Here is a 21,392-nt window from a genome sequence, read left to right as displayed (position 1 = left end):
CGCTCATTACTTTTTCTCGGTTATGTACATCGTAATATCTGCAGTGAACACCAGTTCATTGCGGGTATTGTAAAGCTTAACTGGCACCACTAAATCTTCTTTATCTACCCATTGGCGAGGCAAGTCGATTTCTGCAATAGCAGTTACATCGGTATCAACCTTTGCTAAATAGTGTACCGTCATTCCTTTTGGGATCCAGCGATGCGTTTTATAAGGCACGGTGGCATCTACCATTACACCAGCACACAGCTCAGCTAAGTTACATTGTGCAATAGCATGAATAGTCCCAATATGGTTATGCACACTACGACGGTTTTTTACGACAGCGCTACAGTGCCCTTCTCTTAAATCGAGCACGTAAGGTTTCATTGAGCCAAAATACGGGGCTTTTATGCATACCGCTTTGCTAAACAACCAATTGCCAAAAGGTAAGCGTTTAAATTTAAGCCAGGTTTTTAAAAGGGCTGATTTATTACTCATTGTTATTTCCCATTTTGTGTTTATAAATCCAAACTAACACATCAGACCAGTTAAAAAAAGCGCAATTCACCGCGCTGTTAATCCTAATGTCATGAAATATTTATCACAATAAAGCGTGGCTCACTCATAAGCCCTTTCTTTTTTATATGCGGGCACCTAAAATAGCCAGCAAAAGGAGACCTAATGCAAACACAGCCCGCTAAACCTAACTTAATTTTATTACTCATCTTAGCGTTACTCGTAATATTTTGCCCTATGGCAATTGATATTTATCTTCCCGCTTTTCCAACTATTGCCACGCAATTTAACGTAACCGAACAACAGGTTCAGCAAACAGTGGCTATTTTTATGCTTACTGTGGGTTTAGGGCAATTAATTGCAGGGCCGCTTGCTGATAAGTTTGGCCGAAAGCCGGTAGCGGTTGTAGGTGTTAGCTTGTATGCAGGCTCTGCCTTGCTTGCCTACATGGCGCCCTCTTTTGTTGTATTAATGTTTGCACGCGCTCTGCAAGGGTTAGGTGCATGTGCTACGTTTGTGGTTGCTTTTGCTATTGTACGTGATAAATACGGCAGCGAACGCAGCGGGCAAATGATTACCTATTTAAATGGAATTGTGTGTTTTATTCCTGCGCTTGCGCCTATTTTAGGTGCTTGGCTTACCGTGCAATTTGGCTGGCGCATGAACTTTATGTTTTTAACTTTGTTTGCGTTAGCGGGCCTGGTCATTACGCTCACCTTATTTAGAGAAACCCGCCCTGCTGATAGTCACTACCAAGGGCATATATTGGACTTACGCCGGTTTGTGCCAATATTAAAAACACCGATATTTTTATTTAATAGCTTACTGTGTATGGTCGCCATGTCGGCAATTCTTGTGTATGTCACCTTGGCACCTGGGTGGATAATTACGCACTTAGGGGGCACCGTTGCCGACTTTACTTTTTGGTTTACGCTCAATGCCGTACTAAGTATTGTAGCCAGCTTTATTACGCCCATTTATATTAAACGTAATAGCCAAAAAGCCCTGCGCGTTGGAGTTACAGTATTGGTGGCCTCTGGCATATTAATGATTGCACTTAGCCATATAGAATCGGCCATTGCGCTTATGCTACCTATTTTAATTGCTGCACTTGGTTTTGCCCTAAGCTTAGGCTCTGCGGCTGGTATGGCGTTATCGCGCTTTCCAAAACAAGCCGGTACAGCCTCTGCCTTAATTGGTGCTATGCAAATGAGTGGCGCTAGTGTGCTTGTGTTTTTAACGCAATATTTAGGCCTTAGCACACCTTGGCTAATTGCTTTTCATTTATTGTTACTGGCGCCACTTTGGTTAATTTTAATGAGTAAAAAAGCCCATACATTGCACCCGGTTAATACATGATCAACCCTGATTTTTTAGCATCATTTTTACTGGCGAGCTTTTTAATGGCGGTGGCCCCTGGGCCATCAAACGCATTTTTAATGGCGCAAACATTTGCCAATGGCAGAGCGGCAGGTATGCAAAGCGCATTTGGCTTTGCTTTAGGTGGAGTAATACACACATTTTTTGCTGTTATTGGATTAAGCGCAGTGTTAAAAGCCTCGCCCACCGCTTATAGCGCAGTACAGTACTTAGGCGCGGCGTATTTGTGCTATTTAGGGTTTGTGATGATTAAAAGCACTTTTTCGCAGCAAAATACCGTGGATTGCGCTAGTGATGATAAGCCCCATGTAAGCACCAGTAAAAAGCCAAATGTCATGTTTCAAGCCATGATGACCGAGGTATTAAACCCTAAAGTCGCGTTGTTTTTTATTGCTTTTATCCCTCAATTTGTAGACCCAAGCTTATCATCGGCAACGTTTCAATTAGCATTTTTTGGCCTGCTCTACCCCATTTTTGCTTTCCCAATTGACTGTACGTATATTTACTTTGGCGACAAAATAGCGCAATTTTTCAAAAAATACCCACATAGCCAACTTTGGATAGACCGAGTGACCGGCATGGTATTTATTGCACTGGCCATTAATTTATTATACTAATTACACTAAATTGGTATTACTTAACCAAAGCCTTGGTTACTCAACAAAATAAGATGCAGCATGGAACAAAAAAAACAATCGCTACCCGCTAATAAAAATATTGCCTTAGTTGCGCATGATGGTAAAAAAGCCGCGCTTAAATTATGGTGCGAAAAACACAAAGAAGCCTTAAGCAGACACACCTTATACGGTACTGGCACCACAGGCCATTTAATCGAAAAAACCACCGGGCTAGAGGTTATTCAGCTATTAAGTGGTCCTATGGGGGGCGATCAACAGCTAGGAGCTAAAATTGCCGAGCACGAAATTCATGTATTGGTGTTTTTTTGGGATCCGTTGGCATCGCAACCACACGACCCTGATGTTAAAGCATTACTGCGTTTAGCTGCTGTTTGGAATATTCCTGTGGCCTGTAATGAAGTCAGCGCCGACATGTTATTAAGCTCGCCCTTAATGGACACTGAGCTTGAACGTACTTTGCCAGATTACGAAAAATACCTCGCAACCCGACAAATTAGTCTTTAAAGCCTTTTAAGCTACTTATAAAGCATGCTGGCCCATTTTGTTAGGCCAGCCGTTACACTACCAAAGTGATCGCCATTAAGCATTTTAATATCACCTAAATGCTCACTTAACGCCGCTTTAATAAGTGGTGACTGCGCACTCCCCCCTGTTAAATAAATAACGTCTGGGGTGGTTCCTGCATCGGTAATTGCTTGTTTTGCTAACGTTACTATTTGGCTAATGCTACTTTCTACTGCAACCGCTAAATCGCTTACCGATAGGTTTTTACTAAGGTCATTATCTAAAAAGCGAAGATCGCAATCAAAAGCATCTGCCGATGAAAGCGCTATTTTAGCCGCCTCACCTTGCTGTACTAACTGATGGCCCTGTTTATTTTGCTGTAAATGAATTAAGCGTTTGAAAAGCGCAGGTGCACTGACATCGCGTAATTGGGCAGTGAGTTCTCGATAGTGGCTTTCACTATAAAACTGACTTTGTAAATTTACATCATTAATTTTACAGGCTTGCCAAAAAGGTTGGTTTGGTAAAGGTAGGCCCGATTTAAAGGTACTGCCTAAACCAAGCAATGGCATTAAACCATGAAAACTAAGCGCTATATCTAAGTCATTCCCGCCAACTCGCTTACCGCTGTGGGCTAAAAAGTCATTATCGCGCTCACTGTTACCTCTAAAACTTGGCCCCATTTGTACAAACGAGCAATCGCTGGTACCACCACCAATATCAATAACCAGCACTTTTTGGTCTTCCACTAAACTACTTTCGTAATCAATCCCTGCTGCAAGCGGTTCGTATAAAAACTCCACATCTTTAAAGCCCGCACGCTTAGCTGCGCGCTCTAAAATACCTACAGCTTGCTGATTTGACTGCTCACCGCCAACGGCCTGAAAGTTAACTGGACGACCAATAACCGTTTGCGTAAGTGGGGTTTTAAGTGAAAGCTCTGCGCGTTGCTTTATTTTTAAAATCATTGCGGTAGCAATATCTTCAAAAAAATTGATTTGCCCTTGCTTTAAGCCTGTGGCACCAAAAAACGATTTAGGTGATTTTACAAAGTAGCCTTCTTCAGGAAACTGCACATATTCACTAATGGCTTCACGGCCAATAAAAAGCGTTTCATCTGTAGGTTGTAAATCAAGATCTGACTTAATACGCGGGAGTGTATTTAATAAAGCTTGGCGCTTCGTTAAAAAGTCATGCTCGTGGGCTGTGCCTTTTACATGCTTTGCCACAAAGTCGACAACTAATGCGCTGTGGTGTGTATAAAGAGTAGAAGGTAAATAATGTTTTCCTTGCTCAAGTGGCACTAACTGTACTTCCTCTTGCTCCATAACACCCATAGCACAATTAGAACTACCGTAATCAAAACCTACAAACATACTTCACCATACATTAGAAAAAGGCCGCGCAATTTAGCATACTTTGCCAAAATTATAAACGCTAATGACCCTCCCTCACCCTTAAAAAGCTCGCAAAACGTGGTAAGCCATGCTTTGTTAACCCGTGGTACCGATACGTTACCGTGCTGCCTATAGCCGGAGGTGTTTGGCGCTGTTTATTACTAAAGCCCGTGCCTATTTTAAATATTTGCCCATGAGGTGTTTTTACTTTTAATGCACCTAACATACCGGTGTATTTTCCTTTACCCGGTAAATGTGCAATCACAACCGCTTCAGCATCAAGATAGGGCTTTAACTTTAATAATGTATTACTGCGCCCGCTTTTATGTTTAGCATTGGCTAAATGCAGCATCACCCCTTCAGCCCCTTGCTTAGTTAAATCTTCAAAGTACGCTGTTAATTGGGCTGTGCTAGTAAAGCGGTGTTGCTTAACTGCAGTTATATGCTGCTTATTGATTTGTTTTACCAAGGCTTGGTAGTTTTTATAACGCGCACTAAAAGGAAGGGTTGAGTCTGGCATATCAAATATTTGATAGCGTATAGCGTGCCAATCTGAATTACTGGGGCGTTTAGTTCTTACAATCCCACTGACCAAAGAAAATTGAGTGCGCGCTATCCACAGCTCCCCATCTAACCAAACATTTGGTAATGGCGCCGTAAACCAATTCGGGGCGTTAATCGCATTTCCTTTACGGGTAATAAATTTATCGCCCGTCCATATTGCTCTTACACCATCAAATTTTTCACTGACGAGGTATTCACTAATATTGCCATGTTTAGATTCATCATACACTTTTGCCAATAACACCTGAGGCTGCGCCGCAAAAACAAGCGATGAGCCAATAAAGATGACAATGAAAAGTAAGTACTTTAGCTGAGCCATTACTGCATCCCTGCAAATAAAATAAGGCTATAACTATAGTTGAGATTCGACCCACTGCCAAAACTCACCTAGGTCAGCCATTTTGTACGTCGCCTTACTAAAGTCATGGTCAATTGTATGATGATTTGCAATCGCAACGACTCTAACCTGTGCATTAGTTGCAGCACAAACGCCCGTAAAGGTGTCTTCAACAGCAATTGCATGCTCTGGGGCTACATGTATGTGTTCAAGCGCTAAAAGATAAGGATCGCCTGCTGGCTTTGGATTTGTTACATCGTCTTTTGTCACTACAGTATCAAATAACTCATAAAAACCTAGCCCTTTTAAAATAGGCATAGCTTCGCTACGAGCACTGCCGGTAACTAACGCCATTTTTAGCCCACTGTTTTTAACAGCGTGTAAGGTTTGCTTAGTAAAAGGCATAACAGGCGGTAAATTAGTTTTTACGTATTCACCAAATAATCGATATTTTTCATCTGCTAAAAACTGTGCACTGACGGCTAAATTATGCTCATTTTTAATATCAATTGCTGCTTCTAACGTTGGGCGCCCTGAAAAGCGCTGACAAAACTCCACTTCGTTATAACTTACATTGTAGGGTGCAAGCAGCTGGCTCCAGCACTCAAAGTGCATGCTTTCAGAGTCAACTAGCGTGCCATCCATATCAAACAATACTGCGTTTAAGCTCATCCTCATTCCTTAAATTTTGACGTTAAAAAAGGCGCCTAGGCGCCTTTATAATATTATGCTGTTAAGCCAGCAGGTGGCTCAGCAAATGCTTCCTCACCGGTTTCAACATCAACCAGCTCGTAGCCTCGGGCTTTGCGCACAACCTTAAGTACTGGTTTTTCTAGCGCCGTTTTTAAACGATCGGCATCAGCTGCTAACTCATCTAGCGTTGTACCAAAAGGTGCTGCGCCTGTTTCTGACCAATTAGTTACTTTGCCATTTAAGTTATATTCTACTTCGTGTATTTGGTATTGCGCTGCTTCATCTTTCGTTGCTTCACAAAAAATTACACGGTAGTTCCAAAATCCAGCCATTTTTCTATCTCATCAAAGTTAATTAACGCTACTTTACCAGCTTTATAAAAACATAAAAGCCTGCACGAGGCAGGCTTTTAAAAATTAATAAAATTTAAGGTTATCTTTAGAAGAAGTTAACTTTAAATTCAGCACCAATGTAGCGCTCTTCATTAACAATACCCGTATTGTTATTGAAGTCTACCGCACCAATTGCTTGTTGCTCATCAAATAAGTTACGAACAAATGCAGATACTTGGTACTCGTAGTCACCTTCAGCCCACTCGTAGCCTGCACGTAAACCTACTTCTGTTAATGCTTTACCTTCAAATTCTACTGAATCGTATAGGAACATGTTAATTTCGCTACGGTAAGAAATATCACCTAATGCGAAGAAATTACCATCTTCAAGTTCTTTCGTATAACGAAGGGTAAAGTTAGAGATCCACTCTGGCGCATGCGGTAAGCTGTTGCCATCTAGTACGGCTAAACCTGCATCGTTAATAGGGTCATTCACGATACATTGAGCACATACCGCTACAGCTAACTCATCATCTTTAATTTCAGTCTTGTTGTAGCTTAAGTTAAATGTTGCATTAAACTCATCGCTTAATACCCATTCTGTATCTAGCTCAAAACCGTAGCCTGTTGTTTTATCAGCGTTAACTAGGCGGTTAAAGTTAGCACCACCACCTACAGCAGTAAGCTGTTGGTCATCCATTGTGTAGTAAAATACCGTTGCATTTACACGACCTTGGCCGTCTAGCACGTCTGATTTAATACCGGTTTCGAATGAAGTAACGGTTTCTGATTCAGCCGTTGTTACGTCATCACCAAATAGAATACGACCTTGTAAGCTAGGCGCGCGGAACGTGTTTGCTACACGGCTGTACCAGTTTACATCGTCATTAACTTTGTAGTTTGCAGATAAATCCCAGCTTACGTGGCTGTCACTTACACTACGCTCTACGTATAAAGCACCACCGCCAATTGGGCTAATTGTACGGTCTGCAACAAAATCTTTTTCGTCATCAGAGTAACGAAGACCCGCAGTTACTTTTAATTTATCTGAGAAGATGTAATCTACAGAGCCGAAAATAGCCCATGCTGTTGTGTCTTGTTGTTGCTGAACATAACCGTTTAAAGCGCCAGCAGGTGAAGAGAACGTATCGTAACTAAAGTTTTCGATTGTAAGCTCTTCATCAAAATAAAAAAGACCAACTTGGTAGTTTAAGTCACCGCTGAAGTTACTAGCAAGGCGAAGCTCTTGCGTTAACTGATCTTGCTCTGGAATACCATCCGCACTTTCTGAAGAAAACGGAATAAAACCTGGACCCATGTAATCAGGGATATAAGAAGCACCGTAACCGCCGTCAATATCTGCACGTGAGTATATTTCTGCACTTTCCCAACCTGAAATAGAGGTTAGCGTGTATTCATCGCTAATATCCCACTCAAGCTTTAAGCTTGCGCCTTCAGATTCAACTTGCTGGGTATTGCGTACAGCGGCATCTTGATAAACAACATCATGCTCGTAGTTGTCTACTAAATCGTTTGAGCCTGATTCAATAACGTTTGCACGAAACGCAATTGGTGAGCCGTCTAAGTCACGCGTGTGGTAGTTTAGAAGAGCAGTAAAGTCATCGCCTTCGTATAAAAACTGAATACGCGCTGCTTTTTCTGTGTAGCCGCCTTGCTCGTCTTTCGCTTCAAAGCCAGGCGCTTGGTTGTCGATGTAATCATCTTTATCTTGCCATAGCAAAGAAACACGTGCAGATAAACGGTCAGTTAATGCACCACCTACAGCGCCTTCTGTATCTACAGCGCCACGGCTACCGTAAGAAACAGCACCGTAACCTTCAAATTCTTGGCTTGGTTTAACAGTATCAAATTTAACTAGGCCAGCCGGCGTATTACGGCCAAACAAAGTACCTTGTGGACCACGTAGTACTTCTACACGCTCAACATCAAATACTGGAAAGCCTTTTAAAATGGCATTTTCTTGAACCACTTCATCAACAACTAATGAAACAGGTTGTGAAGCATTAAGATCGAAATCGGTATTACCCAAACCACGAACATAAAAACGAGGGAAAGAACGTCCAAACGATGATTCGATTGAAAGACTTGGGATTTTCGCACTCATAAAGCGAATATCCATACCAGCAGAACTATAAGCATCAAGGTTATCACCTTGTAATGCAGATACAGCAACAGGCACTTCTTGTGCATTTTCTACACGTTTACGAGCAGTAACTTGAATAACTTCTAATTGGTTATTTTTTTTTGCAGTTTCTTCTTCAGCAGCAAGAGTAGAAACAGAGGTACCAGCTGCAGATAATAAAGCAGCATTAATTATGGTCGCTATTGCAGTTTTTTTGATTGCTTTCATGTCGGGTATAAACCTTTTGTATGCACTCTTGTTCAACGGTTTTTTGTGTTGCGCAATGTATTCATTGCGGGCTCGTACAATTTTTCGCGTCTAGCTTTATGGCGCGCGGACCTCATCACCGAGAGTACAAAAACGGAGTAATGAGGCTGAACGAACGATGAAGATTATACCATCGTATTACAAATTTACTGCATAAATATGTACAAAAAAGTAAACTTTTTTGCAACATTTAACCTCATTTTATAGCTTTTTTACCCGCTTTTAGATGCAAAAGACTAATAATGCGGACATATGTCCTTTCTTTCAAAAGCCGCTTTAAAGTAGCAAACTGCGTATTTTTACAAATAAACCCAAACTAGAAACGCGCAGTTAAAACCCGTTAATGCTTGCTAAATTTTTAAAGGCTAAATTCATTGAGTACGCTTTAACGCAATTTCTCCATCAATGTGAATATCGCGCTGTGGAAACGCAATCACCACATCGTGTTTTTCAAAAACAGCATAGATACTAAAACGGATATCACTACGTACTTTTCTGAGCATGGTTTCTGACTCTGCACAAACCCAAAAAATTGCATTAAACACCAGTGAGCTATCAGCAAAGTCGTCAAATAAAACAGAGGCTTTTGGATTTGTTAGTATCGCATCATGATCATCAAGCACTTGTTGAATTAACGTTTTAACTAACAATACATCGCTGCCATAAGCAACACCTACGCTAACCGAGGAGCGGGCATTACCGTCTATTAAGGTCCAGTTAGTCACTGTGTTTTCTAATAGTTGCGAATTAGGGATTAACATATGCACACCATCGTTACGGCGAATGCGGGTAGAGCGCGTATTAATAGTTTCTACTACGCCCTTTGCATTACCTACTTCTAAAAAGTCCCCAATACGAATTGGCCGCTCCCACATTAAAATCCAGCCACTAATAAAGTTATTAATAATGTTTTGCGCACCAAATCCAACCCCAATGGCTATGGCCCCTGATACAAATGCAAAGGCCGTAAGCGGAATACTTAAAACCTCTAACGAGGTGAAAATTAATATTGCGATACTCAAAATAAAATAAATGCGCGTAAATAGATGAACCGCGTCTTGGCTGATTTTTTTTGCCAGCAGTGTTTTTTTAATAAGTTTGCCAATGCGCGTTACTACAAACCACATAGCAAATAAAATTAAAGGAACTTGTATAACCTTAGCCACAGTGATGTGTACGTCGTTATAGGTAAAAATAACCAAGCTGAGATAATGTTGAATGTGTTCGAGCGTCATGTATTTTCCAAAGTATTATTTATTGTTTGTTATTTGTTCAGTAAAAATGAGTGTGGTTCAGTCTTCGCTAAGCTTAGCACGGCATAATAGTGTTAAAACGCTAAGTTAATAGGTTTAACGTTTTTGTTTAAACAATTTATTAACTCTTTATTGCACCGAGTGCTATATAAATAGTGTACAAGCACTGGAGATTACATATGTCACAACTTACTCTAAATCAAAGACTCGCTACTTTGCAGCCGCAGGTAGATTTAAATTTGTTTGAAAGCAGCCTAGATTACCGCAATAAAATTTTGTGCCTTCTTGCTGAGCAAGAACAAACACTTGCTACTATTAATAAAGAATTTGGCCAGCAATCTAATAGCTTTGGTTCTGAAAAACGCTTTGTTCTTGGCTATAACTAGCCTTTAAAAAACACACACAATACAATATTTAAGTAGCCTTACGTTTATTTTTAAGGCTACTTTTACCTCCAAATCGCATTTTTAGTAGCTAATTTGCGTTTAAATCCCGCTTAATACCGATAAACTTTATTGTATAAACGCCAAAATTTGATAAGTTAACTGGGTTTTCGACTCGAAAAGCCTATTTCGGCTCATCTTTTTATGGAGTTATTATGCGTAAAACACTGATCGCCACTACTATTGCTAGTGCCCTAATCCTATCTGCTTGTTCATCTAACGAAACTCAGAACACAGCTAAAGAGAGCGCAGCACAAGTGCAAGATATGAACGCAAACAATGTATTATTCAAACCAAGCCCATTACAATACATGGCACCAGAGTTTGATAAGTTTGGTACAAAAGACTACGAAGCAGGCTTTGATGCAGGTATTGCTCAGCACACTGCGCAAGTTCAAGCTATTGCAAACAACCCAGAACCAGCAACATTTGAAAACACACTTGTTGAGATGGAAAAATCTGGTGAGTTGTTAAACCGCGTATCTGCTGCTTTTTACAACCTATCGGGTTTAATTTCAGATGACGAATACCAACGTATAAGCAAAAAAATGGCGCCGGTATTATCTGCTCACTCTGATGACATTTACTTAAATGGTGCGTTATTTAAGCGTGTACAAACTATTTACGACAATAAAGATGCGCTTAACGCTGAAGATCAACGCTTAGTTGATTTCTACTACAAGCAATTTGTAAAAGCCGGTGCTAAGTTAAGCGATGCTGAAAAAGCAAAAATGCGTGAAATAAACGCTCAACTTGCAGAGCTATCTACTGCGTTCTCTCAAAACATTTTAAAATCGTTTAAAGAAGACGTTATTGTTGTTACTGACAAATCTAAGCTTGCTGGCCTATCTGAAGGTGAAATTGCAGGCCTTGCAGCCGCAGCTAAAAAAGCAGGCAAAGACGGCTACATGATCACCCTGGTTAATACCACTCAGCAGCCTATCTTATCAAGCCTTGAAAACCGTGAGCTACGCGAGCAAATTTTTAAAGCCTCTGCAAACCGTGCCGCTAAAACTAACGGCCCTATCATTATTGAAGAAACTAACCTGCGTGCACAAAAAGCAGAGCTGTTAGGCTTTAAAGATTGGGCGTCGTATGTAATGACTTCGCGTATGGCACAAACAACCGACAACGTGTACGGTATTTTAGATGACCTTGCACCAAAAGCAGTTGAAAAAGCCAAAGCAGAAGCGGCCGCTATCCAAAAAGTAATTAACGATTCTGGCGAAAGCTTTGAGCTTAAGCCATGGGACTGGGCGTTTTACGCAGAAAAAGTACGTGCTGAAAAGTACGACCTAGATCCTGCACTAGTTAAGCCATACTTTGAAATGAACTCTGTGATCCATGATGGTTTATTCTTCGCAATGAACAAGCTTTACGGTATCACCTTTAAAGAGCGTAAAGACTTACCTGTTTACCACGAAGATGTAACAGCGTACGAAGTATTTAACGCAGATGGCAGCGCTATTGGTTTATTTTACATGGACCCATACGCACGTGAAGGTAAGCGTGGCGGTGCATGGATGAGTGCATATGTAAGCCAAAGCGGCTTAAAAGGCACTAAACCGGTTATTTACAACGCACAAAACATTCCAAAACCAGCTGAAGGTGAGCCAACGCTAATGACCTTCGACGAAGTATCGACTATGTTCCATGAATTTGGTCATGCTGCGCACGGTTTATTCTCAAATGTTAAATACCCAAGCCTAGCGGGTACTGCTACAGCACGTGACTTTGTTGAATTTCCTTCACAGGCACACGAAGACTGGATGATTGAACCTACCGTACTTGCTAACTACGCTAAGCATTACAAAACGGGTGAGCCAATTCCACAAGCATTACTTGATAAAGTACTAGCATCGCAAAAATTCAACCAAGGCTTTGGTACTACTGAATACTTAGCAGCTGCTTTACTTGATATGGAATGGCACTCATTTGGTTCTGATAAAAAAATCAGTGATGTTCAAAAGTTTGAAAGCGATGCGCTAAAAGCACACGGTATTGATTACTACCCAGTGCCACCGCGTTATAAATCAAACTACTTTAGCCATACTTTTGCCGGTGGTTACTCAGCAGGTTACTACGCCTACCTATGGACTGAAGTATTTGCAGCCGATGCGTTTGCACATATGGAAAATAACGGTGGCCTAACCCGTGAAAACGGTGACAAGTTCCGTGAAGAAATCCTATCAAAAGGTAACAGCCGCGACTTAATGCAAAGCTACATTGAGTTTAGAGGCCAAAAACCAACGACAGACGCACTTCTTAAGCGCCGTGGTTTAGTTGATTAATAACCTCGTTTATTAATTTTAACCTTATAAAAGCCCGCTTGCGGGCTTTTATTGTTTATAACAGATAAACTAGCCACACTATAAATTATAAAAAACGACAATTATGGGCTATTTATTTGCAGTTACCCTACTTTGGGCTTTTTCATTTAGTTTAATTGGTGTGTACCTAGCAGGCCAAGTTGATGCGTGGTTTAGCGTATTAATACGAGTTGCATTAGCCACATTGGTTTTTTTACCCTTTTTAAAACCTAAACTTACCTCAAAACCACTCGCACTTAAGCTAATGCTGATAGGCGCTGTGCAACTGGGTGTTATGTACAGCTTTTACTATCACTCCTTTTTATTTTTAAGCGTACCCGAAGTGTTGCTCTTTACCGTTATGACGCCGCTTTATATAACGCTTTTAAACGATGCATTTAATAAGCATTTTAACCCTCGCTTTTTTGCGGTTGCGCTTATTGCCGTACTGGGCGCGGTAGCTATTCGCTGGCAAAACCTCAATAGTCATTTCATCATCGGTTTATTACTGGTTCAAGGTGCCAATATTAGTTTTGCCACCGGACAAGTAACTTATAAACGTTTAATGGCCACTAATCAGTTGGATGACAAAACCGTATTTGGTTGGTTTTTTATTGGCGCCTTAGTGGTGGCGAGTGCTTGCTACGCTTTATTTGGCAATACAAGCAAATTACCGAGTACACCTACCCAGTGGGGTATTTTAATATATTTAGGTATTGTAGCCTCGGGCCTTGGTTACTTTTTATGGAACAAAGGGGCAACAAAAGTAAATGTGGGAGCATTAGCCGTTATGAACAACGTGCTTATTCCTGCCGGTATTATTGTTAACGTGCTTATATGGAATAAAAATGCCGACATTATGCGCTTAAGTATGGGGGGGGCAATCATGTTAGCGGCACTGGTAATTAATCAAATAGGGACAAATAAACATAACGTCACATCCTTGTAGCTAATTTGTCATTGAATGCGATTAGGGTTGAATAAAATAACGTTAAGGAACAAACATGAAACATCTCACCCTAATAACAAGCTCAGTAATACTTGCACTACTGAGCGGCTGCGACGACGATGTCGAAATTGTAGAAAAAGACGTAGTCGTTACCAATACCACCGTTGAAGTGGTTGAAGTACCGACGCCTGTAATTGTTGAAGTTGCAAAAGGCGAGGCGCCTGATATTCAATTAGGTACTCGTGCCGACTACCTTATTAACGATATGGCTCAGAGCGATTTAAAAACAAAATTAGAATCGTGTACAGATGGGCCATTTTACCGTACAGATTTTTCTATTGGTCATCGTGGTGCGCCAATGCAATACCCTGAGCATACAAAGGAGTCTTATATAGCTGCAGCGCGTATGGGCGCAGGTATTGTCGAGTGCGATGTAACCTTTACCAGCGACAAAGAGCTCGTGTGTCGCCACTCTCAGTGCGATTTGCACACCACCACCAATATATTAGCCATTCCTGAACTTGCTGCTAAATGCAGTGTGCCTTTTACTCCAGCTAACGCGGCCAGTGGCACGCCTGCCACCGCTAAATGCTGCACAAGCGATATCAGCCTGAGCGAATTTTTAACGCTTGAAGGTAAAATGGATGGCGCCAACACCCAAGCCACTACTGTTGGTGAATATATGCAGGGCACGCCCAACTGGCGCACCGATTTATACGCCACAAGTGGAACGTTAGTAACTCATAAACAAAGTATTGAGTTATTTAAAAGCTTGGGTGTAAAAATGACCCCAGAGCTAAAATCGCCGCAAGTGAGCATGCCTTTTGAGGGAATGACACAACAGCAATACGCGCAAAAAATGCTTGATGAATACACGCAATTGGACGTACCAAGCAGTGATGTGTACCCGCAATCGTTTAATCTCGATGATGTGAAATATTGGATAAATAACAACCCCGACTTTGCAAATCAAAGCGTATATTTAGATGGCCGTGACAGCGAAGCGGGCTTTGATCCAAGTAACCCTGCAACGTGGCAACCAAGTATGGAAGAGCTAGTAGCCGATGGCGTTAAAATATTAGCGCCCCCTATTTGGATGATGCTCACCATAGACAACGAAAGTAATATTGTCCCCTCACAATACGCCATTGACGCAAAAGCTGCAGGGCTTGAACTGATAGCATGGAGCCTTGAGCGCTCGGGGCCTCTTAACGAGGGCGGTGGCTACTACTATCAATCAATCGCCGATGTTATCGATAACGATGGCGACATGATGACGGTGGTTGATGTACTCGCGCAGGATGTTGGGGTTATGGGTATATTTTCGGATTGGCCTGCGACCGTAAGCTACTACGCAAGTTGTAATAAAATGCCTGCAAGCATTTAAAAAACCAGTATCAGTGGTCGTTTATTTTTTTGCGCTCAGTTACCATAACCTTATTAATTATTTAACTGAGCGCTTTTATGATAATCCAACACCATAATACCGACCTACCCACCCCAACAGGCTTAATGCGTACTACCGTTTACCGCCCACAAGCAGCTGGCCAATACCCAAGTATTATTTTTTACTCGGAGATTTTTCAGCAAACCGCGCCTATTGCGCGCAGCGCTGCTATTTTAGCAAGCCATGGTTTTGTTGTGTTAGTGCCTGAGGTATTTCATGAGCTAAACCCGATTGGTACTGTACTTGCGTACGATGACGCGGGTAAAGATAAAGGCAATGCCGATAAATGGCAAAAGCCACTTGAGCACCACGACAGCGACACACAAGCACTCATCGACTTTGTACAAAGCCAAGATTACTGCTCTGGCACAGTGGGCGCCATGGGAGTGTGCATTGGTGGGCATTTAGCTTACAGAGCCGCATTAAACCCTCACATAAAAGCTGCATTTTGTTTATACGCCACCGATATTCATAGTGATACCTTAACGGCCAATGCAGGTAACAATTCGTTTGAACGCATGGCTGATATTCAAGGTGAAATACACTTTATTTGGGGTAAGCAAGACCCACATGTACCGCAACAAGGCCGAAGTAAAATTTACCAGCAATGTGTAGCCACGGGTATTAACTACCACTGGCAAGAAGTAAACGCACAGCATGCGTTTATGCGTGATGAGGGCGAGCGTTACGATGCCGCGCTTGCAATTACTATGTACCAGCAAGCGGTTGCATTATTTAATCGTACTTTGTAATTAAGTGCGGTTTTACGTGCTTTTTAGCATGCCCAGTGCAGTATGCTGTTTAACAAAATAGGCTTTTAAATAATCAATAAACAACCTGAGCTTTTTGGAGCCTGCCGCCCCAGGTGGAAACACGCCATAAAGCTCAATATCTTTTGTTTTATAATCATCGAGTATTATTTCTAACAGCCCTGCTTGCACTTTAGGCCACGCATCATACAACGGAATGCGCCCAAGCCCGTGCCCAGCCTCTACAAACGCGGTACGCGCCGCGGCATTATTGGTGCTTATGCCGCCTTGTAATATTACATCGTATTTTTTGCCCTCTTTGCTAAGGGTTAATGTTTTACTGCTAAGTTGGTACACCACCCATTTATGCAAGGCTAATTCAGCTGGCGTTTTAGGTTTGCCAAAGTGTTCAAAATACTCAGCTGAGCCACAAATACAGGTACTCATGGTTGTAAGTTTAGTGGCTTGTAAGTTTGAGTCACTTAAAGCGACTCCACGAATAGCAATATCAAAGCCGTTTTTTATAATATCAACCACATCATCGGTTAGTTGCAGGTCTATTTCAATTTTGGGGTATTGGCGTTTAAACGTATTAATTGCCGGCACAATTAGTTGCATGCCTACATTAACAGGGCAGCTAATTTTTAATACTCCTTGTGGCTCACTTTTAATGTTTTCTATTTGCTGATTAGCTGCGTTTGCTTGTTCTGTGATCACTCTACAGCGCTCATAATACGCAATGCCCGCCTCAGTTAGCGCCATAGTGCGGGTTGAGCGATTTAGCAGCGTAACTTCTAATTGCGTTTCTAATTTTTTAAGGTGATAACTTACCACCGCACGCGTTAACCCCAACTGCTTTGCTGCCGCGGTTAAACTGCCCTGCTCGACAATTTGCGCAAATACCACCATGCTTTTAAGTTGCTCAAACGACACTTTCATCACAAACCCACCAATGATTATTCAACCCAATAATTGTATCAATAATTAAACCAATAAAGTTAAATTTATCATCGTTGTTTAAATCCTTTTAAGTGCATATAGTTATTACAGCACCTTGGTTAACACCAAGCTTTAATTTACTCACTAATCGAAGGAATATTGTTATGGCTAAAAAAATACTTATGGTACTTACCTCACATTCAGAGCTTGGCAACACAGGCGAAAAAACAGGTTTTTGGGTAGAAGAATTTGCAGCACCATACTATGCATTTGTTGATGCTGGTGCAGAGGTAACACTTGCTTCCCCTGCGGGTGGCCAACCGCCAATTGACCCAACTAGCACGCTTTCTGACTTTGAAACCGATGCAACAAAGCGCTATGACAACGACAGCGCAGCACAAACACTTATGGCAAACACCAAAGTATTAAGTGAAGTAAACGCCAGCGACTTTGACGCGGTATTTTACCCAGGCGGCCACGGCCCACTATGGGATTTAGTAGATAACACAGATTCAATTTCTCTTATCGAAGACTTTGTAAAATCACAAAAACCAGTGGCAGCGGTATGTCACGCTAGTGCCGCTTTTTTAAATGTTAAAGATGCAGACGGCAATGCGCTGGTAGCCGGTAAAAAAGTAACAGGCTTTACTAACTCAGAAGAAGCTGCCGTGCAATTAACAGACGTAGTGCCATTTTTAGTTGAAGATGAACTCATTAAAAAAGGCGGCGATTATCAAAAAACCGACGACTGGGGCGTATTAGCGCTCGAAGATGGTTTAGTGATTACAGGCCAAAACCCAGCAAGTTCAGAGCTTGCTGCGAAAAAACTATTAACTAAACTAGGTTAAAATAACCCCTGTGCGCGGCGTATAACGCCGCGCTTATTAAATCGCTTTTAATAGCGAAAACATACTCCTATACTGGTACAAAACAATCCTACTAAAGCGTTTATATGCCAACTACCCCATCATCATCTTCACTAATAACCAGTACGCGATTTGCAATATTTAGCGTAGTTTTTATATGCCTAATACTACAAGTGATCAATAGTTTACCTGGCATTACGCTTAATGGTTTAGGTATTTACCCTCGCAGCGTTCAAGGGTTAATCGGTATTTTATGCGCCCCATTTTTACATGGCAGCTGGTGGCACTTTGCTAGCAACATGTTGCCTTTTGCTGTACTAAGCTGGCTAATTTGCCAATACAGTGTAAAACGCTTTTATACCGTGTTTATATTTACTGCGTTAATTGGCGGGCTATTAGTGTGGGCCTTTGGTCGGAGTAGTTTTCATGTTGGATTAAGCGGCGTTATTTATGGTTTATGGGGATTTATACTATGCTATGGCGTGGTTAGGCGCTCGTTTAAGTCTATTGTTATTGCCCTAGTAGTGGCAGTGCTTTACAGCGGATTTATTTGGGGCGTGCTACCACAACGCTTTCATGTCTCGTTCGAAAGTCACCTTTTTGGTGCGTTAAGTGGGTTCTTTTTAGGGTATAAACTTGCCAAAGCAGATAAATTAAAAGCACGATAATTTTTTCATTGCCTTTAATTAATTTTTTACGCCCCCAGCTTGTTATCTATGAGTATATAAATTAATTACATTTTTAAATTGAGGTTATTTATGAGTAATGAACACGAATACACGCCGCCTAAAGTTTGGACGTGGGACAGCGAAAGTGGTGGTAAATTTGCTAATATTAACCGCCCTATTGCCGGCGCCACTCATGACAAAACCTTAGACATTGGCAAGCATGCGTTTCAACTTTATTCATTAGCCACGCCTAATGGCCAAAAAGCGACCATTATGTTTGAAGAGTTATTAGAGCTTGGCCTAACCGATGCCGACTACGATGCCTATTTAATTAACATTGGCGAAGGCGACCAATTTGGCTCAGACTTTGTTGATATTAATCCAAACTCTAAAATTCCTGCGCTAATGGATCACTCTACCACGCCACCAACACGCATTTTTGAGTCGGGTTCAATTTTACAATACTTGGCAGAAAAATTTGATGTGCTAATCCCAAAAGATTTTAAAGCCAAGACCGAGTGCCGTAATTGGCTATTTTGGCAAATGGGTTCAGCGCCTTATTTAGGTGGCGGATTTGGTCATTTTTATAGCTACGCACCAACAAAAATGCAATACCCAATAGACCGTTTTACTATGGAAACTAAACGCCAGCTCGATGTATTAAATCGCCACTTAAGTGAAAACGAATACATGGCGGGTAGTGAATATTCTATTGCCGACATTGCCATTTGGCCTTGGTATGGCTCGTTGGTGCTTGGAAAATTATACGACGCCGCTGAGTTTTTAGATGTTGCCTCTTACACTCATGTAATGCGCTGGGCAGAGCAAATAGCAAAGCGCCCCGCTGTTAAACGTGGTCAACGTGTTAATCGCACCTGGGGCCCTGAAGAAGAGCAACTTAGCGAACGACATAACGCCAGCGACTTTTAATCTAACAGCCCATAACAAGACATTGTGTTATGGGCATTTTTTTATTTAAATCTGCATTTTCCCTGTCATTAAACTATATTTATTATTGTGTTTTTATAATATGTAACCTGCTTTACCCGCATTACTTTTCATAAGGCTTTAATGAGTGCAATATAAAAATTTAAATAGTGATGAACGCAGAGAAGCCGTAAAACTTTTATATTCTAATGCTTTATCTGGCATTGGTGTTTCGGCGTTAGTTAGCTTTGTACTTGTATTTGCATTTGACCTAACGGATGAGAGAACAAATCAAGAAAAAATAATTTGGCTTTTTTTTATGCTGGTTGTTTTGGCAGCAAGGCTAATGGATGTTATTTACTTTAACTACACCAAAGAAGTTAACCAGCCTTTTAATGCAAATAGCTTTTTAAAACGCTTTTCGGTGGGCTGTATAGCAACCGCGATTTCGTGGTCATGTTACGCACTGTGGTTTCATAAAAGCTCATCCACCGTTGAAATTACCACCACAATAGCTATTTTGTCGGCATTTGCTGGTGGCTCAGCCAATTTGCTCTCGGGTAGTCGCTTTACCTCGGTGTGTTACAGCATTATTTTATTAATGCCTTACTCTATAGTACTAACCTTATCTGATGACTATTACCACTATGTATTAGGCTTTTTGGGCATTACTTTTTCGGCAATTATGGTCGCCTCTTCTTATAAGTCGGCCACATTTACCCAAACAGCCATAAAATTACGAAATCAAAACCGCGAACTACTTAACGAAATGGAAAGCAAAGTAGAAACACGCACAGAAGAAATTTACCGTTTATCAAATACTGATCCACTAACAAGCTTGTTAAACCGAACCGCTTTTTTAAAAGTGGCAAATAAACAACTGGCAGATCACCCCGAGGAAAAGCTCGCTTTACTGTTTGTAGACTTAGATGGCTTTAAGCAAATTAATGACTCTATGGGTCATAAAGTTGGCGACCAAGTACTTAAAGAAATAGCCGAGCGACTCACTAACGTTTGCACCCGCCACTTATACAAATGCCGCTGGGGCGGAGATGAATTTTTAATTTTAACAACCTATGAGGATGAACAAGACTTATTTGATTTTTCCAAAAAGGTTATTAAAAGCATTCGTGCCGAGCATGAACGATATAAATACCAAAGCTGGGTATCTGCCACTATTGGCATAGCGTTATTTCCTGAGCATGAAGGCGATTTAAGCGCGTTAATTCGTTCAGCAGATTTAGCTATGTACCATCAAAAACGTATTGCCAAAGGCTGCGTAAATATTTACAACAACGACTTAAAGCGCCAACAAGAACGCGAACAATTGCTCAGTAAACGCTTAGCAAGTGCAATAAAAGACAACGGCTTGCGGTTAGTGTTTCAGCCTATTGTGGATAGCCAAACTGCGAAGGTGACCTCGTTTGAGTCACTTTTACGCTGGCAGTTAAATGACGAAGCGATATTTCCTGATGAATTTATTGCCATTGCCGAGCAATACAACCTCATAACCGAACTTGGCTTATGGGTTATTGAGCAAGCGTGTGTGCAAGCTTGCACGTTTAAAAACGTACAACCCCCTATTGCTGTGAGCGTTAATGTATCTGTAATACAACTTCAAGACCCTGATTTTGTCACTAAGGTTGTAAATATCGTTGATCAATACGGCGTAAAGCCAGAAAACCTGCACCTTGAAATCACTGAATCTGTGTTTGCTGAGGATAAGCTCACCTTTTTAGCAGCAGTAAAAGAGCTGCAAAAACAAGGATTTTGTATTTCTATTGACGACTTTGGTACTGGGTACTCATCCTTGTCGAGCATGTTAGATATTGGTGTAGACATAGTAAAAATAGATAAAAGTTTTATTCAAAATATGGATAAGCGAGGCTTAAGTATAATTCATGCTATTGTGCAAATGGCCTCAACACTTGATTTTATAGTAGTTGCCGAAGGTGTAGAAACCCTAGAGCAAGCCAACATGCTAAAAGAAATTGGCGTGTCTCACCTACAAGGCTATTACTTTTCTAAACCTATGGAACAACACTTTGTAGATTCGTACCTCAAAGAGCAAAACAAATTGTGTAGCTAG

General features: G+C 41.3%; 20 protein-coding genes. 12 read left to right on the top strand and 8 right to left on the bottom strand.

The genetic code is table 11. The features are described from left to right. Positions 1-6: 6 nt before the first annotated feature. Positions 7-480, bottom strand: a complete 474-nt coding sequence (locus AN395_RS03660; protein WP_029773430.1) for a hotdog fold domain-containing protein — start codon at positions 478-480, stop codon at positions 7-9. Positions 481-663: 183 nt separating this feature from the next. Here AN395_RS03660 and AN395_RS03655 point away from each other — a divergent pair, with 183 nt between their 5' ends. The 3 genes from AN395_RS03655 to AN395_RS03645 are packed head-to-tail and all read left to right on the top strand — an operon-like array spanning position 664 to position 3,020. Next, entirely contained in the window at positions 664-1,857 is a 1,194-nt protein-coding gene (locus tag AN395_RS03655; RefSeq protein ID WP_054982147.1) for a multidrug effflux MFS transporter, read from the top strand. After that, positions 1,854-2,495: a LysE family translocator gene (locus tag AN395_RS03650; protein WP_024034231.1), complete on the top strand. Its 642-nt coding sequence runs from the start codon at positions 1,854-1,856 to the stop codon at positions 2,493-2,495. Before AN395_RS03655 ends, AN395_RS03650 begins: the two co-directional genes overlap by 4 nt. A 60-nt stretch (positions 2,496-2,555) precedes the next feature. Continuing rightward, positions 2,556-3,020 carry a methylglyoxal synthase gene (locus AN395_RS03645; RefSeq protein WP_004587385.1) on the top strand — a complete coding sequence of 155 codons (465 nt, stop codon included), beginning with the start codon at positions 2,556-2,558 and terminating at the stop codon, positions 3,018-3,020. Positions 3,021-3,031: 11 nt separating this feature from the next. Here the strand turns inward: AN395_RS03645 and yegD are convergent, their stop codons facing one another. The 6 genes from yegD to AN395_RS03615 form a co-directional block, all read right to left on the bottom strand. Next, the gene (gene yegD / locus AN395_RS03640; RefSeq protein WP_029773427.1) at positions 3,032-4,396 is read right to left on the bottom strand and encodes a molecular chaperone; all 1,365 of its coding nucleotides are present in this window, start codon (positions 4,394-4,396) and stop codon (positions 3,032-3,034) included. Positions 4,397-4,457: 61 nt separating this feature from the next. After that, a complete protein-coding gene (locus AN395_RS03635) occupies positions 4,458-5,300 on the bottom strand; it encodes a DNA ligase (protein WP_029773426.1) in 843 nt (280 codons plus the stop codon). Between the two features lie 33 nt (positions 5,301-5,333). After that, on the bottom strand, positions 5,334-5,990 hold the full coding sequence (locus AN395_RS03630) for an HAD family phosphatase (RefSeq protein ID WP_029773425.1): 657 nt from the start codon (positions 5,988-5,990) through the stop codon (positions 5,334-5,336). Positions 5,991-6,043: 53 nt separating this feature from the next. Further along, positions 6,044-6,343 (bottom strand): hypothetical protein, encoded by a 300-nt coding sequence (locus AN395_RS03625; protein ID WP_004587389.1) that lies wholly within the window; start codon positions 6,341-6,343, stop codon positions 6,044-6,046. A gap of 106 nt (positions 6,344-6,449) precedes the next feature. Further along, positions 6,450-8,714, bottom strand: coding sequence for a TonB-dependent receptor (locus AN395_RS03620; protein ID WP_024034236.1), 2,265 nt, complete (start codon positions 8,712-8,714; stop codon positions 6,450-6,452). Between the two features lie 410 nt (positions 8,715-9,124). Continuing rightward, positions 9,125-9,988 (bottom strand): mechanosensitive ion channel family protein, encoded by an 864-nt coding sequence (locus tag AN395_RS03615; RefSeq protein ID WP_024034237.1) that lies wholly within the window; start codon positions 9,986-9,988, stop codon positions 9,125-9,127. A gap of 197 nt (positions 9,989-10,185) precedes the next feature. On the opposite strand from AN395_RS03615, the gene AN395_RS03610 reads away from it, so the two are divergent. The 5 genes from AN395_RS03610 to AN395_RS03590 all read left to right on the top strand — a co-directional run bounded on the left by AN395_RS03610 (position 10,186) and on the right by AN395_RS03590 (position 15,906). Then, positions 10,186-10,392 (top strand): hypothetical protein, encoded by a 207-nt coding sequence (locus AN395_RS03610; RefSeq protein ID WP_004587392.1) that lies wholly within the window; start codon positions 10,186-10,188, stop codon positions 10,390-10,392. Positions 10,393-10,604: 212 nt separating this feature from the next. Beyond that, positions 10,605-12,740, top strand: coding sequence for a M3 family metallopeptidase (locus AN395_RS03605; protein WP_054982146.1), 2,136 nt, complete (start codon positions 10,605-10,607; stop codon positions 12,738-12,740). Between the two features lie 103 nt (positions 12,741-12,843). Then, positions 12,844-13,707, top strand: a complete 864-nt coding sequence (locus AN395_RS03600) for a carboxylate/amino acid/amine transporter (RefSeq protein WP_054982145.1) — start codon at positions 12,844-12,846, stop codon at positions 13,705-13,707. 55 nt (positions 13,708-13,762) lie between these two features. Then, positions 13,763-15,094 carry a glycerophosphodiester phosphodiesterase family protein gene (locus AN395_RS03595; RefSeq protein ID WP_054982144.1) on the top strand — a complete coding sequence of 444 codons (1,332 nt, stop codon included), beginning with the start codon at positions 13,763-13,765 and terminating at the stop codon, positions 15,092-15,094. 77 nt (positions 15,095-15,171) lie between these two features. Continuing rightward, entirely contained in the window at positions 15,172-15,906 is a 735-nt protein-coding gene (locus AN395_RS03590; RefSeq protein ID WP_054982143.1) for a dienelactone hydrolase family protein, read from the top strand. 12 nt (positions 15,907-15,918) lie between these two features. On the opposite strand, the gene AN395_RS03585 is transcribed toward AN395_RS03590, so the two are convergent. Beyond that, positions 15,919-16,842: a LysR family transcriptional regulator gene (locus tag AN395_RS03585; protein WP_024034243.1), complete on the bottom strand. Its 924-nt coding sequence runs from the start codon at positions 16,840-16,842 to the stop codon at positions 15,919-15,921. 164 nt (positions 16,843-17,006) lie between these two features. Between AN395_RS03585 and AN395_RS03580 the strand changes: the two genes are divergently transcribed. From AN395_RS03580 to AN395_RS03565, 4 genes are all read left to right on the top strand, one after another. Next, entirely contained in the window at positions 17,007-17,690 is a 684-nt protein-coding gene (locus AN395_RS03580) for a type 1 glutamine amidotransferase domain-containing protein (protein WP_054982142.1), read from the top strand. 104 nt (positions 17,691-17,794) lie between these two features. Further along, positions 17,795-18,376 carry a rhomboid family intramembrane serine protease gene (locus tag AN395_RS03575; protein ID WP_024034245.1) on the top strand — a complete coding sequence of 194 codons (582 nt, stop codon included), beginning with the start codon at positions 17,795-17,797 and terminating at the stop codon, positions 18,374-18,376. Positions 18,377-18,466: 90 nt separating this feature from the next. Continuing rightward, positions 18,467-19,306 carry a glutathione-dependent disulfide-bond oxidoreductase gene (gene yghU / locus AN395_RS03570; RefSeq protein WP_004587400.1) on the top strand — a complete coding sequence of 280 codons (840 nt, stop codon included), beginning with the start codon at positions 18,467-18,469 and terminating at the stop codon, positions 19,304-19,306. 145 nt (positions 19,307-19,451) lie between these two features. Then, complete coding sequence (locus tag AN395_RS03565; RefSeq protein WP_054982141.1) at positions 19,452-21,392, top strand: bifunctional diguanylate cyclase/phosphodiesterase; 1,941 nt, start codon at positions 19,452-19,454, stop codon at positions 21,390-21,392.

The organism is Pseudoalteromonas sp. P1-30 (genome assembly GCF_001400005.1).
GTDB classification, from domain to species: domain Bacteria; phylum Pseudomonadota; class Gammaproteobacteria; order Enterobacterales; family Alteromonadaceae; genus Pseudoalteromonas; species Pseudoalteromonas atlantica.
This window is presented reverse-complemented; position numbering and strand designations above follow the sequence as displayed.

Excerpts from the sequence above, each read along its gene's own strand:
- AN395_RS03610 (WP_004587392.1), top strand. The coding sequence starts at position 10,186 with ATGTCACAACTTACTCTAAATCAAAGACTCGCTACTTTGCAGCCGCAG.
- yghU (WP_004587400.1), top strand. The coding sequence starts at position 18,467 with ATGAGTAATGAACACGAATACACGCCGCCTAAAGTTTGGACGTGGGAC.
- AN395_RS03625 (WP_004587389.1), bottom strand. The coding sequence starts at position 6,343 with ATGGCTGGATTTTGGAACTACCGTGTAATTTTTTGTGAAGCAACGAAA.
- AN395_RS03595 (WP_054982144.1), top strand. The coding sequence starts at position 13,763 with ATGAAACATCTCACCCTAATAACAAGCTCAGTAATACTTGCACTACTG.
- AN395_RS03600 (WP_054982145.1), top strand. The coding sequence starts at position 12,844 with ATGGGCTATTTATTTGCAGTTACCCTACTTTGGGCTTTTTCATTTAGT.
- AN395_RS03575 (WP_024034245.1), top strand. The coding sequence starts at position 17,795 with ATGCCAACTACCCCATCATCATCTTCACTAATAACCAGTACGCGATTT.
- AN395_RS03590 (WP_054982143.1), top strand. The coding sequence starts at position 15,172 with ATGATAATCCAACACCATAATACCGACCTACCCACCCCAACAGGCTTA.
- AN395_RS03655 (WP_054982147.1), top strand. The coding sequence starts at position 664 with ATGCAAACACAGCCCGCTAAACCTAACTTAATTTTATTACTCATCTTA.
- AN395_RS03650 (WP_024034231.1), top strand. The coding sequence starts at position 1,854 with ATGATCAACCCTGATTTTTTAGCATCATTTTTACTGGCGAGCTTTTTA.
- AN395_RS03635 (WP_029773426.1), bottom strand. The coding sequence starts at position 5,300 with ATGGCTCAGCTAAAGTACTTACTTTTCATTGTCATCTTTATTGGCTCA.
- AN395_RS03620 (WP_024034236.1), bottom strand. The coding sequence starts at position 8,714 with ATGAAAGCAATCAAAAAAACTGCAATAGCGACCATAATTAATGCTGCT.
- AN395_RS03615 (WP_024034237.1), bottom strand. The coding sequence starts at position 9,988 with ATGACGCTCGAACACATTCAACATTATCTCAGCTTGGTTATTTTTACC.
- AN395_RS03605 (WP_054982146.1), top strand. The coding sequence starts at position 10,605 with ATGCGTAAAACACTGATCGCCACTACTATTGCTAGTGCCCTAATCCTA.
- AN395_RS03585 (WP_024034243.1), bottom strand. The coding sequence starts at position 16,842 with ATGAAAGTGTCGTTTGAGCAACTTAAAAGCATGGTGGTATTTGCGCAA.
- AN395_RS03630 (WP_029773425.1), bottom strand. The coding sequence starts at position 5,990 with ATGAGCTTAAACGCAGTATTGTTTGATATGGATGGCACGCTAGTTGAC.
- AN395_RS03580 (WP_054982142.1), top strand. The coding sequence starts at position 17,007 with ATGGCTAAAAAAATACTTATGGTACTTACCTCACATTCAGAGCTTGGC.
- AN395_RS03660 (WP_029773430.1), bottom strand. The coding sequence starts at position 480 with ATGAGTAATAAATCAGCCCTTTTAAAAACCTGGCTTAAATTTAAACGC.
- yegD (WP_029773427.1), bottom strand. The coding sequence starts at position 4,396 with ATGTTTGTAGGTTTTGATTACGGTAGTTCTAATTGTGCTATGGGTGTT.
- AN395_RS03645 (WP_004587385.1), top strand. The coding sequence starts at position 2,556 with ATGGAACAAAAAAAACAATCGCTACCCGCTAATAAAAATATTGCCTTA.